A 13,336-nucleotide genomic window follows, 5' to 3' on the forward strand; every position below is an offset into this window, starting at 1 on the left:
GGTAATTGGTAATTGGTAATATAGCGGTTCTCGATTGAGTGAGATACAAGAACCCCATCCCCAACCACCTCCAATATCAAAAGTTTATCCTTTTCTTCCCCCCGCTGTGGGGTAGATTATTATCAGCAATCTAAATCATAGATATTTAGAAAATTAAATTCATGAACTGAATTCCCCAGAAAGGCCATGTCACCCAAGCACCTAAAAAACCGACTCCTAACAGAACTGTTAAGGCATAAAATTGAGTTTGTCCATTGTTACTATATTTCAAGCCTTCACCACCCAATAGAGAGAATAAACCCACAGAGTTGACAATACCATCTATTACAAATCTGTCCAGCATATCGGCAAATTTAGAAAGTTGGGCAACGCCGAAAATAATGGTAACTTTGTAAATTTGAGGGGTGTAAAAATCGTAAGCAAATAAATTTTGTAAACCTTGCCAGGGTAAACGAATTGGTTTGGGAATGTTGCCTAAATAGATGATGCTACTAATACTACAGCCGAAGATACTTGACCAAATTAATAGCAGGGCTACGTCTTTATTTAATGTTGCCCAGTCTGGAAGTAATGACAAACTTTGCAACACTAAAGGCAGGTGTAAAACAAAGCCAGATAAAATCATCATTGGTAACACCATTAACCAAATAGCTTCAGGAGAACGTTCACTCATTTGTTTGGGTTTACCACCAAAGATTAAACCAAATTCTCTAGTTAAACTAAATGTAGTTAAGGCATTAACAAAAATTACTATTCCTACTAAAGTCGGATGTGTTTCCCATAACCCATCAGCTAATTTAAATAATGCCCAAAAACTACCTAAAGGGGGAAAACCAATTAAACCCAATGTACCGACAATAAATGCTATCCCGGACATGGGACGACGTGACCACAATCCACCTAATTGGGTAACATCTTGGGTAACACTATTCCAAACAATGCCCCCGGTACTCATAACTAATAATGCAGCGGATACGGCATGAGTGAGAACTAATAATAATGCGGCTTCGTTCTGCTGTGTGCCTACCGCAATAAATACTAACCCCATGTAAACACTGACAGAATAGGATAAACAGCGTTTGATGTCAATTTGAGAGATCGCAATTAACGCCCCACCAATCGCTGTCACCGCCCCAATCGCCACTATCGCCGAAGATGCCACAGGTGATAAACTAAACACAGGTTGTAATTTAATTAACACCCATGCCCCACTGGCCACTACCACCGAACTCCGCAAAATTGTACTGGGAACAGGTCCCTCCATCGCCTCATCTAACCACAAATGCAAAGGAAACTGGGCGCATTTACCCATAGGTCCAGCTATTAACCCCAAGCACACTAAAGTAATAATTGTCGGGTCAACATTCGCCGTGGCCGCCCATGCAGTTAACTCTGTATAATTCCAAGTTCCTGAGAGTGTCCACAGTCCCAACACACCCATTAATAAAAACAAGTCTCCCACCCGTTTAGTCAAAAAAGCATCACGCGCCCCAGTCACTACCAAAGGCTGACTAAACCACAAACCTACTAATAGGTAAGTTCCCAATGTGAGGACTTCCAGAATTACATAAGTGGAAAATAAATCGTTACACAAAACCAAAGCACAAAGACCAGCTTCAAATAATCCTAATAAGGAAAAGAAGCGTCCCCAACCCCAGTCCATTTCCATGTAACCAATAGCGTATATCTGCGCCAGCAAGTTCAAGCCGGTAATAATAATTACTGCCCCGATGCTGACAGCAGAAAGTTCTAAATTAATAGTCAGATTTAAACCTGCTGTTGATAGCCAAGGAATAAATACTTCTTTAGCTGGATGATTCCAAATAGCAAAGAAAGCAAAGACGGCATGGAAAAAGGAGATAAAGGTCATCACCACGTTGACATATCCCGCCGGTCGAGGACCAGTTTTGCGAATGATTCCCGGCGACCAAGGTATAGCTAAAAGCCCACCTATCAAAGCATAAACCGGAATTAGCCAAACAGTGTCTACTAAATACTGATCCATTAAATTACCTCTATAGTTTGCAGCAAAAATTAAAGAAAACACACCAAGTAGCGTTGATCCCTATCAACTTAGTGATGACAGACAATGAAAATTTATCTTTATTTAATATTGTTAGAAATAGCTTACCTTTATCTGTGCCAAAAAAGAATTACCTAATTAGACAAATTCACGATATTTTCTGTAAAGAATTCTTATATTTCAATAGATTGAATTATTAAATGGTAACTATTATTTTGAGTCTATGGATTGTATTTGTCTATAGTATCTATAGTATAGGGGCGGTATTTTCCACCCCGATCAAATTCACACTTTAGCAATTATGTCAAGTTGCAAATTGGGTAAATTACTTGACGCAATGATTACGACTGGGCTGAGTTGACTAACGGGCGCTGGCTTCATATCCCGATAATCAATAATTTGGACAACGATTAGGTATGCGATCGCTAGTAGAATAGAAATTGCCCCTGTAATAATCGCAACTATCTGAGAACGGTTCATAAGTATTTCCTACAAATTAAGTTATTGAGAGACTTATATATCTAGATTGCCATAAACTATAAACAGGTTTATGTATCCAGCAAAGATAGTATCAATATATAGAACTTTGCTTAAAATCAACAATTATGTCCCTAACCGAAGAAATTCTTTCCCAACTCCCAGGCGATGTTTTAGGCGGCTTGCGCCGGACTGACAGCATATTAGCATTGTTGCGAACAGGTAACGCACCCATACCCAACGTAGTTACAGAAAATCCCAAAAATTTAGAATCTGTAGAATTTGATGTCATTATCTGCGGTGGAACTTTAGGAATTTTGATTGGTTGCGCTTTAGCTGTACGTGGTGTGGGCGTAGCCTTACTAGAAAGGGGAATTTTGCGCGGAAGAGAACAGGAATGGAATATTTCTCGCAAAGAGTTAGAAGTATTTCGGGAATTGGAATTGTTGACAGCAGACGAATTAGCACAAGCTATCGTCACTGAATATAACCCCGCAAGAGTTAGCTTTCAAGGAGGTACAGAAGTTTGGGTAGAAGATGTTCTTAACATTGGTGTCAATCCTATTTATCTCCTCGAAACCTTAAAAACCCGCTTTCTTAAGCTTGGAGGAAAGTTATTTGAAAATACACCATTTAGCGATATTGTAGTTCACCCAAATGGAGTCATAGTCAATAATCAATTTACTGCAAAATTGTTACTAGATGCTATGGGAAATCTTTCTCCCATTAGCCAACAAGCGCGTCAAGGAAAAAAACCAGATGCACTTTGTTTAGTTGTGGGAACTTGTGCTAAAGGATATCCAGAAAATAACTCAGGAGACTTGTTGTTATCTTTCACAGCTTTGGAAAATCAATGTCAATATTTTTGGGAAGCTTTTCCAGCTAAAGATGGTAGAACTACATATTTATTTACCTATATGGATGCAGATCCACAACGGTTGAGTTTAGAAACTTTATTTGATGAATATTTACGCTTGTTACCAGAATATCAAGGTGTGGAAATTAATCGCCTAAATTTTCAACGGGCGTTATTTGGTTTCTTTCCTAGTTATCGTCAAAGTCCTCTGCAAACCCCTTGGAATCGGATTTTACCTGTGGGAGATAGTAGCGGGAATCAATCACCTTTAAGTTTTGGTGGTTTTGGGGCTATGGTACGTCATTTACAAAGGCTAACTTTGGGAATTGCAGAAGCACTAAAAACTGATCAATTATCTGCCCAATCTTTGGCAATATTGCAACCCTATCAACCAAGTTTAAGTGTAACTTGGTTATTCCAAAAAGCGATGAGTGTAGGTGTAAATCAGAAAATTGATTCCAATCAAATTAACCAATTACTCTCCGCTGTATTTGCCCAAATGCAGCAGTTAGGAACACCTATTTTAAAACCTTTTTTACAAGATATTGTTCAGTTTTGGGCGTTAACAAAAACTTTGTTAAAAACTGGTTTATCTCATCCTTTATTAGTTGCGAAAATCATTCCCCAAGTTGGTTTATTGAGTTTGTTGGATTGGATGTTACATTATGTGAATTTAATTGTGTATACTAGTTTGTTCTCTCTAAGTCCAAGATTAGAACCATTAGTTAATAATCTATCACCAGAAAACCGATATTATTGGCATCGGTTAATAGATAAATGGAAGTTTGGTTCTGGTAGTGATTATTCTGAATAATACAGCACTTTCCGGTGTGATGAGGTACATATCCAGCGGGCAAGACTTGTACTGAGCTTGTCGAAGTATGCCCGCACTACAAGAGTTTCATAATTCAAGTTTGTACCTCATTAGAGCGGAATCTGCTGTATCTGGTAAATGGTTATGAATAGAGGTTTTATGATTTTATAAACTTGGATAAAACAAGTTTGTAGTCTAAAGTCCAGCTATAAATGGTTTGATTAGTCCTATATATTTTTCAGCTATGAAGACAATGGCGGATTTTTTGCATCTCCGTTGTCGCTAAACCTAAATACATTTGCTGTAATTCTGTGGATAAATCAGGGTTTTTGATCAAATGTTCTATCCGGCTTTCAACAGTAGCAATCAAGTTATCTAAGTTTTCGTCAGCAACTATATGTTGTTTCTGTATCTGCTTTAAGTCTGGCTGTAGTGGTAGTTCGGTGGAGTTACTTTGGTTATGGAAAGATTTAGCTTTTTCGGTTTCTAATTGAGCTACAGTTATTTGTAATGTTTCTATGACTCCATACATCTCCAGTGGATCAAATATTCGCAACAAGCTGGTTTGAGTGACGATCGCTAACTTTGCTCCCCAATCCCAGGATACAACTAATCGCTGCACTCGTCGCTGCTGCATTTCTTGATGGGCAGACCAGAGGGAATCTTCTGGACTTAGCAAAAATAAGGGTGTACTCATCACTGTTTTTGCCTCAATTTGAGCCAAATTTAATCCCAATGCTTGAAATTGTACGATGTCTCTTTCTGTCACAATTCCTACTGGTTTAAAGGCTGATAAGACATCGTTCCAGGAATCTGTTTTGACTATCACCACGCAACTAACTTGATTTTCCGCCATCATCTGCGCCAAACTGAGTACGGAGGCTGTAGGTGGTGCATGAATTACCTGAGTTGTCATTACTTCTGACACCCGCCGCATTTTCAGCAAGTTGGTGGGGCGCAAAATTTGTCTAATACTTTCTGGGGAGACAATCCCCACGAGTTGTTCCTCTGCATTGACTATCACTAAGTGGCGAATGCGATATCGTCGAAACAAAAACAGTGCGGCAAAGATATCCCGAAATGCAGTTTCCGCCAAGGTTATGACTGGATGCACCATGACATCAGCTATTTTCACATCAGCAAAATCTCTACCCGCCGCTGTAAGTTTGACAATATCTCGCTCTGTGAAAATACCCAGTATTTCTGTTTCTTCCATGACTAAAATACAACTTGAACGCGTACCTCCCATGGAACTAAAGCCAATTGCTGAATCAAAATCAGGTAATAAACAACTATTACCTCGCGTCTGATTCATTAAATTCACAACATTAATTAGGGAAGTATGGGGCGCAACAACCAGTGGATGCCTATCTATCGCCTCTTCTAAGCAGGGAACGCCAATGAGTGGGTCATCAATTTGCATGGTTGACAATAGCTGATAAAGTTAATTTATGAAGTTTTGTAAAGTTTTTTGTCATATACATATTATTTCTACAAATTTCAGTTATGATATGAGGGATGTAAAGGATAAATCGAGGAAACAGTTTACATATAAAGGGTTTAACGATTAAAAGGTAAACGGAGGATAAAATTTAAAGTTGTCTATTCAAATAGGGCAAAGAAGACATTTTTACGTTGTGGTTCTAAATCAGAGCCAATGTGGGCATCAGTCTTCGTCCATGCCGGAAATTCTTTGTATTTTACCATACAGCCTGTCTAAAACCCTTTTAACTGATACAGGTTGCCACTGACTGCCTCGCTTGGTTGTATATCCTTGCTGGTTAAGCCACGCGGCAATTTGTGGAAGTGATTTTCCTGACTTGTGGTGACGGCGAATTAATTCAATGATCTGTTGTTCAGATGGATTCTCTACTAGTTCACCATTAACTGACTGTTGACCAAAAGCAGGTGAACCATAGCCGGCATAGCCGCCACTGGCAGCTTTCGCTTTCCTGGCTTGGTCTAGCTTTTCCCACAGGTAAGAGTCTTTTGATTTTTCAGTTGCCATAGTTTTGAGAATTCAATCACCTCTGTAGATATGATATCTCAAATATTGGCTATTCCTAGAGGAATCTTATATTTGGGGATTGTATTGGTTGTTGATTTCATCTCATCTTAGGTTGGAAATAGGGGGTGTTTGAATGCGATTGATTTTCTTGGGAGTACCGGGTGCTGGCAAGAGTACCCAGGGGGCAGCACTGTCAAGCCAATGGCAAATTCCGCATATTTCCATGGATGATATATGCCGTCAGGCGATCGCTAAAGAGACTTCTTTCGGCTTAAAAGTCAAGCCGTATATAGAAAGAGGTGATTTAGTTCCAGATGATTTCATTCTTGATATCATCCGCCAACACTTCAGTCATTCCTCTGCCCAACGGGGTTGGATTCTGGATGGATTTCCTAGTAATTTATCCCAGGTGAAACTTCTTGATCAATTACTATTAGAAATCCGGGCTAAAGGCCACACTGCATTATCAGAACGGCCTTACGACCAAGTTTTTAGCTTTTATGTCCCAATTGATGTTTTGGTACAAAGGTTACTGCAACGAGGTCGCTTAGACGATAATCATGAGGTTATTTATCGGCGAATAGAAGTCTATCAGGAGCATTCTACTCCCTTAATTCAGCATTATCGCCAACAAGGTTGTTTAACTGTGATTAATGGCGATCGCCCAGTCGAAATAGTAACTCAGTTTTTACAAGATTCTTTTTCTAAGTCTCGTTTAATAGGAAACAAAAAAACTTTAAATGCTAGAAAAAGATTAATCAAAGCAGGGAAACAGATTTTATCTGCATGACACAAAAATAAAGTAAAAGTCCTGAGTATTTTATGCGAAATAAAAGAAAAATCAAAAGATTGAAATTTCTATGGCATCAGGGTTATAGCACTTCTGAGATTGGCTTTACCTCAACAAATAACTTAACTTATGGACATTCCATCTTATCCTTGACAATTTTCCATTTCCCAACCACATAATCACCAATTTTAATTTTTACTGGAGAAACCTATGGCTACTTCTGAAAGTCCGAATGAAACTCTTGTTCAATATATCCAAAAATCAGACTTTGAATCGCTCTTAGAGGCGAAAGAGTTGTTTGTCATGGACTGCACCGCAACTTGGTGCGGACCTTGTAGGATGGTTGCTCCTTTAATGGATCAACTGGCCCAAGAATACAAAGATCAGGCAAAAGTAGTCAAATTAGATGTTGGTGATGGCGAAAATCAAAGCATTGCTAAAAAGTACGGTATTCGCAGTATTCCCGCAGTTATGTTTTTCAATCATGGCGAATTATCAGAAATAGTTGTTGGGGTAGTTCCCTATGAGAAATTCACCACAGCTTTAAACAAAATACTTTCACCTTCTTGAGGGGGTTTCTCCATGCAGAGAGCGTATATATTTCCATGTCCTAATTGCGGTAGTGAAGCAAAACGTCAGTTTTTAACTGATGGAAAACTAGCTCACAAGCATTCTTTGATGAATCAAATTATCCGTACAGAGTGTCCAGTTTGTGACTACCTGATGGTAATGCGCTCTCTGGATGGAAGTGTCATTGAAGCTTACGCACCCGGAATACCAAGTAATTTTCAACCATTAACTACATCTAATCTTTCTCCAAAAGTGTCTGAGCAGCAAATCTTAGAAATGAGTGAATCTATTTCCATCTGCTCCATATTTAGACATTTACCCAATCAAAGTCCCACAGACTCATACCCATTACTTTCAGGATTTTAACCATGATCAAAGCTGAAGACATAATGACCACAGAAGTTGTCACAATCCGTGGTTCAGCAACCGTAGCCGAAGCCGTAGCACTGATGAAAGAACGCCATTTGCGATCTTTAATTGTCGAACCTCGCACAGAAAATGACCCCTATGGCATGATCACTGAAACTGATATTGTTTATAAAGTTGGTGCTTATGGTAAAGACTCCAAACAAGTGCGAGTTTATGAAATTATGACCAAGCCTTGTATTGTCGTCAATCCTGAACTTGGTGTGGAGTATGTAGCCCGCTTATTTGCCAATACAGGCATCCGTCGCGCCCCTGTAATTAAAGGTAAGCTATTAGGAATCATCTCAATTACCGATATCCTCAGAAAAAGTGACTTTGTGGAAAACCCAAAAAGCTATTTTGAGATGTATTGTCAAGAATTTCCCAATGCTTTAGAAGCCAGAATTTACGAAGATTAAATCCAAGAATTCATCGTTTTGGCTCAGTTAATCATACTAATTTACCCAAGAATAATGGGCAAATTGAAAAAAGATAAAACTTGATCTTTGCAAATTTATTACATTTCATTTCACAAGTTACCCAAGGCAATTTTCAATCCAACTATTGATAGGAACTTATAAACCGATGATGAAAGCTGAAGACATAATGACCACAGAAGTTGTCACAATTCGTGGTTCAGCAACCGTAGCGGAAGCTGTGGATTTGATGAAATATAAAGGTTTGCGATCTTTAATTGTGGAACCTCGTACAGAAAATGACCCCTATGGCATGGTCAGTGAAACTGATATTGTCTATAAAGTTGCTGCTCACGGTAAAGACTCCAAACAAGTGCGAGTTTATGAAATTATGACTAAGCCTTGTATTGTCGTCAATCCTGAGCTTGGTGTGGAGTATGTAGCTCGCTTGTTTGCCAATACCCGTATTCGTCGCGCTCCCGTAATTAAAGGTAAGCTGTTAGGAATCATCTCAATTACCGATATCCTCAGAAAAAGTGATTTGTTTGAAAATCCAAAACGCATCTTTATTGAGGACGAAATAGAAGTTGCACGGGAAGAAGCGAGAACAATTTGTGCAACTAAGGGCGATTCTTCTCGTGAATGTGCAGCAGCTTGGGATATTGTGGAAGAACTTCTGGCAGTAGCATCTGACCAAAGATTAGTGAAGGAGAATGTTGTCGAATAAATATTATTTGCCTTGCCTGATTTGCCCAAAATTCTCATAGGGGTAAAGGTTTTTTCTTGCCTTTGTCCCTTTAAATAACACCTATGGGGATAGTTTATTTGTCCATTTTTTGGATAGGATGAGTCAGGATTTAGATTTAACTTCTATTTCTCATATCCAAAAACTTCAATTGTTGATATAAACAACGAATTTGCTGCAAATTTACACCTGCTAATTCTGCTTTTCTTAATGGATTACCAAAAATTGCTTCTAATTCTAAAGGACGTTTTTCATCAAAATCAATTTTCATGCTGGTGCGGTAAGGTTTCATTTTCACGGTGTAATCTAACATGGTTTGAACGAAACTTTCAGGAATAATTCTGCCCGTACTTTTTGCCCCTATAACTACTTCCCACATCAAACTTTCTACTAACTGACGAGTATATATATCTGTCATTAATTCATCGGTTCTCCCATCAAGAATCACAGATAAGCCATTATAGGGAATATTCCAAACTAACTTTTTCCAACGTCCTAATAGTAAATCTTCTAATAGTTCTATTGATATACCGGCATTTTCAAAATCTGCGGCAATTTCTCGCATTTTTTTAGTAATGCCAATTGATTGATAATTAGATGTATATTCACCTAATGTAATTTGTCCATAATCTAAATGATGAATATGTCCTGGTGCAACTTTATTAGAACAGAGAAAACATAAACCCCCAATAACGTGGACATTATTCACAATTTCCGCAACTTCTGCTTCTATACCCAATCCATTTTGTAATACCAATACTACCCCGTCATCTTTAACTATTGGCGGTAATAAATCTGGTAAAAGTTGATTTTGGGTAGTTTTTAGTGATACTATAACCACATCACACTGTGGCATCTTGTCTACATTGTTATAGGCATTAACTTGAGAAAGGGTAAAGTCACCGTCTTTAGACTCAATAATTAAACCTTGTTCGCTTACCTGTTGATAATCACTTTTGAGTAGATAATGAACTTCTAAACCGGATTTTTGCAGTTTTGCACCATAAAATCCACCTAATGCGCCGGTTCCCAATATTGCATAAGTGCGTTTATCCATTTTATGTATAAAAAAATATTCAGAAAATCATCAGAATATATTTTACCAGAATTGTCATTAATAAAACTTAAACATGATTTACTATTTTTTAGAACCTTTGGTAGATGAGAGGTAAAGTCAATGCCTGATATTGTTGATATTGCAGTTAGTAATGATGCGTTTAAAACTTTAGTGGCGGCTGTCCAAGCTGCTGGGTTAGTGGAAACATTAAAAAGTCCTGGTCCATTCACCGTATTTGCACCAACTGACGACGCTTTTGCTAAGTTACCCCCAGGCACGATTACAACTTTATTACAAAATATTCCTCAGTTAGCAAGGATTTTAACCTATCACGTCGTGCCTGGTAAGTTAACAAAGGCTGATTTAGCAAAACTTGGTACTGTAACTTCTGTGGAAGGTTCTCCTATTAAAATTAATTGTGATGATGGTTTTGAGGTAAAAAATGCCACAGTTTTAGCAGCAGATATTGATGCTGATAATGGCGTGATTCACGTTATTGATACTGTGATTTTGATGGGTTAATCGGAGAGAGTTTTTCATCTGGGAGACATTGTAGAGACGTTTCTGACAGCGTCTCTATCATTAATAAATTTAGTTGCCAAGGCTAATTCTTTAAAAATTGTTACATAAATGGCGTAATTACTCACTTTTAAGGTACTATGATTTTATTAATGATATTATTGATAATAAAACTTAATAATAAGAACCTACAATTATCCCCAAAAATTAATGTTAGATTTCAACACCTTAATCGAATTTTCCCGCAACAACTGTATAGGCATTTGTGCCTTTCTTGTTCCAGCTAATATCCTGACAACCTTATTCACAATTGTCCTCACCTTCCTAAATCGTCCCATGCTTCAGGTGTGGATATCTGTTGGATTTGCTTGTCTGTTTGCTAGTATCATGCTTCTGCACGTTTACACTTGGTTCATGATTGGTGTAGTTATGCCACCAACTTATATTTTGTTATCCCTAGCAATTACCTGTTTATTAACTAATCTTTTGGTAATTATGTGGCGAAAAAATTCTCCACAATTGTTTTCTTTTGGTAAGTAATTACAACAGAAGTCAGAATTTCACGATTGCTATAACCTACAGGAAGTAGTGGAGATATTTGGATATTAGTCATGATAATTCCTCCTTGATATCTCGTCTTGATCAAATACAATTTAATAGTCAAAATAGTAATAAAAAATAAAAATTACTATTTTGACTATTCGTAATAGCTGTGAATTAACTAACAGCAGCAACCCCAGCAGCAACAGTTCTTATAACCACCATAACCTCTACCATAACCACCATAACCTCCACCAATAACATTTTGTACTTCCTCATTAGCTAGTTCATTGAGAAAACTAGCGGGATCATTAAATAAATCATAACCGATAGGAAGTAGTGCAGATATTTGGATATTAGCCATGATAATTCCTCCTTATTATATATTGTCTTGATATCAAACAAATGAGATTAGACTTGATATTGACTAACCTTACTTTTGATTCTTCCAAAAATAATCCATAAATTCAAGGCTTTGATCTCAATGGATAAGACTTTATTGAAATATTTTTGTCTCGCTATTGATAACAATTAATGGTTTATTTTCATTCGTTAAACGACATTTTAGATTGTTTTTTGCTATATGGTAGAGATGTTTCATGCAACATCTCTACAAAAGATGTAATTTTCTTGTGGATGATATTTTTGAGAAAATACCGACTTAATTAAGTTTGTTTTGTCTAAACTATAGCAAATAGACAACATATTGAAAATACAATTTTCAACTCTTTTTAATTGGTGAATTCTGCCCGTAATTGGTTGACAACTCGATCTAATCCCACAGAATGGGCTGCTTTGAATAATAAGCGATCGCCTGTTTGCATAAATGTTTTTAATCTTGTTACCAAATCGGTATGATTAGTGAAACATTCACAAGATATATTATCGGCACTATTAGCCATAATTTCCGCATCTTTACCATCAACTAATACTAATAATCCATCAAGATGCAAACTTTTGACCATTTCCCCGACTTTTTGATGAAGTTCTGGGGATCTTTCTCCTAATTCCTTCATTGCCCCTAAAACCGCAATTTTCCGCTTTCCTGGTGTGTCTGCTAACAACTGCAAAGCCGCTAACATGGCTTCTGGGGCGGCATTATAGGTTTCATCTAAAATCACCACATCATTAGCTAAAGTGAAGCGTTGACTTCTACCTGTGGGCATATTTACCATGACCCCAGATTGTAATAATTGCCAATCAATTTCTAATACCTGAGCTACTGCTAAAGCTGCTAAAAAATTGGTAGCATTATGACGACCAGGTAAAGGTAAAGGTAAACGGATGCCGGCAACTTCTACAGTTTCACTATCAATTAATTCTCCTTGGATATCACCACCAGAAAAGCCATAACTGATAACTTTACCCTGCCAAAATTTCGCTGCTGTTGTCATTAATAGGGGGTTATCATGATTAAGAATGGCGATACTATCATTTGGCATTGTTGCTAATAATTCACACTTAGCTTCAGCAATGGCTTCTTCTGAACCAAGTAACTCAATATGTGCAGTTCCCACATTGGTGATTACCCCAATTGTCGGTTTAGCAATTTCTGTCAGTTCGGCAATTTGTCCCCTGCCTCGCATTGCCATTTCAATCACAGCAAAGTCATTTTCTCGACCCATTTCTAACAGGGTTTTGGAGACTCCTATTTCATTATTAAAATTCCCGTAGGTTTTATGAACTTTTCCTTTTGTGGCTAAAACTGCGGAAATTAATTCTTTAGTTGTGGTTTTCCCTACTGAACCTGTGATGCCAATTACAGGAATAGTAAAGCTTTCACGCCACCATTTAGCAATTTGTTGATATGCCTTTAAAGTATCTTTAACCCGCAAAACCGGAAAACCGGGATTTTTGTAAGCATGATCAACTATGGCAACTATAGCCCCTTTAGCGATCGCTGTCGCGACAAAATCATGTCCATCAAACTTTTCTCCTCGCAAAGCCAAAAAGACTTCACCCGGTTGCAAAATGCGAGTATCTGTTTGTATCCCCATCCCCAACTGAGTTAAGGTAGACGCAGATACATTCACCGATTCAGCTTGAAGTTCTTCAAGCAGTTGAGAGATAGTCATAGAGACTGACATATTGATAAATGACAGGGTATTTTAAAGCT

At 37.8% G+C, this 13,336-nt stretch carries 15 protein-coding genes; 8 read left to right on the forward strand and 7 right to left on the reverse strand.

Annotation, left to right across the window (positions count from 1 at the left end; translation table 11 throughout):
• Nucleotides 1–145: 145 nt before the first annotated feature.
• Both ANA_RS07275 and ANA_RS07280 read right to left on the reverse strand, forming a co-directional pair.
• Entirely contained in the window at nucleotides 146–2,005 is a 1,860-nt protein-coding gene (locus ANA_RS07275) for an NAD(P)H-quinone oxidoreductase subunit F (RefSeq protein WP_015079416.1), read from the reverse strand.
• 303 nt (nucleotides 2,006–2,308) lie between these two features.
• Entirely contained in the window at nucleotides 2,309–2,503 is a 195-nt protein-coding gene (locus ANA_RS07280; protein WP_015079417.1) for a hypothetical protein, read from the reverse strand.
• A 125-nt stretch (nucleotides 2,504–2,628) separates the two neighbouring features.
• Between ANA_RS07280 and ANA_RS07285 the strand changes: the two genes are divergently transcribed.
• Nucleotides 2,629–4,170, forward strand: a complete 1,542-nt coding sequence (locus tag ANA_RS07285) for an FAD-dependent oxidoreductase (RefSeq protein ID WP_015079418.1) — start codon at nucleotides 2,629–2,631, stop codon at nucleotides 4,168–4,170.
• Between the two features lie 238 nt (nucleotides 4,171–4,408).
• Here the strand turns inward: ANA_RS07285 and ANA_RS07290 are convergent, their stop codons facing one another.
• Both ANA_RS07290 and ANA_RS07295 read right to left on the reverse strand, forming a co-directional pair.
• Entirely contained in the window at nucleotides 4,409–5,593 is a 1,185-nt protein-coding gene (locus ANA_RS07290; protein WP_015079419.1) for a CBS domain-containing protein, read from the reverse strand.
• A 243-nt stretch (nucleotides 5,594–5,836) separates the two neighbouring features.
• On the reverse strand, nucleotides 5,837–6,178 hold the full coding sequence (locus tag ANA_RS07295; protein ID WP_015079420.1) for a recombinase family protein: 342 nt from the start codon (nucleotides 6,176–6,178) through the stop codon (nucleotides 5,837–5,839).
• Nucleotides 6,179–6,311: 133 nt separating this feature from the next.
• On the opposite strand from ANA_RS07295, the gene ANA_RS07300 reads away from it, so the two are divergent.
• From ANA_RS07300 to ANA_RS07320, 5 genes are all read left to right on the forward strand, one after another.
• Entirely contained in the window at nucleotides 6,312–6,968 is a 657-nt protein-coding gene (locus tag ANA_RS07300; RefSeq protein WP_015079421.1) for a nucleoside monophosphate kinase, read from the forward strand.
• 210 nt (nucleotides 6,969–7,178) lie between these two features.
• Nucleotides 7,179–7,538, forward strand: coding sequence for a thioredoxin family protein (locus tag ANA_RS07305; RefSeq protein WP_015079422.1), 360 nt, complete (start codon nucleotides 7,179–7,181; stop codon nucleotides 7,536–7,538).
• Between the two features lie 12 nt (nucleotides 7,539–7,550).
• Nucleotides 7,551–7,904: a hypothetical protein gene (locus ANA_RS28460; protein ID WP_015079423.1), complete on the forward strand. Its 354-nt coding sequence runs from the start codon at nucleotides 7,551–7,553 to the stop codon at nucleotides 7,902–7,904.
• Nucleotides 7,905–7,906: 2 nt separating this feature from the next.
• Nucleotides 7,907–8,362, forward strand: coding sequence for a CBS domain-containing protein (locus tag ANA_RS07315; RefSeq protein ID WP_015079424.1), 456 nt, complete (start codon nucleotides 7,907–7,909; stop codon nucleotides 8,360–8,362).
• Nucleotides 8,363–8,528: 166 nt separating this feature from the next.
• A complete protein-coding gene (locus ANA_RS07320; protein WP_015079425.1) occupies nucleotides 8,529–9,086 on the forward strand; it encodes a CBS domain-containing protein in 558 nt (185 codons plus the stop codon).
• A gap of 136 nt (nucleotides 9,087–9,222) precedes the next feature.
• On the opposite strand, the gene ANA_RS07325 is transcribed toward ANA_RS07320, so the two are convergent.
• Nucleotides 9,223–10,161 carry a putative 2-dehydropantoate 2-reductase gene (locus ANA_RS07325; RefSeq protein ID WP_015079426.1) on the reverse strand — a complete coding sequence of 313 codons (939 nt, stop codon included), beginning with the start codon at nucleotides 10,159–10,161 and terminating at the stop codon, nucleotides 9,223–9,225.
• Nucleotides 10,162–10,281: 120 nt separating this feature from the next.
• Between ANA_RS07325 and ANA_RS07330 the strand changes: the two genes are divergently transcribed.
• Together ANA_RS07330 and ANA_RS07335 are read left to right on the forward strand one after the other, a co-directional pair.
• Nucleotides 10,282–10,683, forward strand: a complete 402-nt coding sequence (locus ANA_RS07330; protein WP_015079427.1) for a fasciclin domain-containing protein — start codon at nucleotides 10,282–10,284, stop codon at nucleotides 10,681–10,683.
• Between the two features lie 207 nt (nucleotides 10,684–10,890).
• A complete protein-coding gene (locus ANA_RS07335; protein ID WP_015079428.1) occupies nucleotides 10,891–11,220 on the forward strand; it encodes a hypothetical protein in 330 nt (109 codons plus the stop codon).
• 181 nt (nucleotides 11,221–11,401) lie between these two features.
• Here ANA_RS07335 and ANA_RS07340 read toward each other — a convergent pair whose 3' ends face one another.
• Both ANA_RS07340 and murF read right to left on the reverse strand, forming a co-directional pair.
• Nucleotides 11,402–11,584, reverse strand: a complete 183-nt coding sequence (locus tag ANA_RS07340; protein ID WP_015079429.1) for a hypothetical protein — start codon at nucleotides 11,582–11,584, stop codon at nucleotides 11,402–11,404.
• Between the two features lie 367 nt (nucleotides 11,585–11,951).
• The gene (murF, locus tag ANA_RS07345; protein ID WP_015079430.1) at nucleotides 11,952–13,307 is read right to left on the reverse strand and encodes a UDP-N-acetylmuramoyl-tripeptide--D-alanyl-D-alanine ligase; all 1,356 of its coding nucleotides are present in this window, start codon (nucleotides 13,305–13,307) and stop codon (nucleotides 11,952–11,954) included.
• Nucleotides 13,308–13,336 lie beyond the last annotated feature (29 nt).

This window comes from Anabaena sp. 90 (assembly GCF_000312705.1).
In the GTDB taxonomy this organism is placed as follows: Bacteria; Cyanobacteriota; Cyanobacteriia; order Cyanobacteriales; family Nostocaceae; genus Dolichospermum; species Dolichospermum lemmermannii.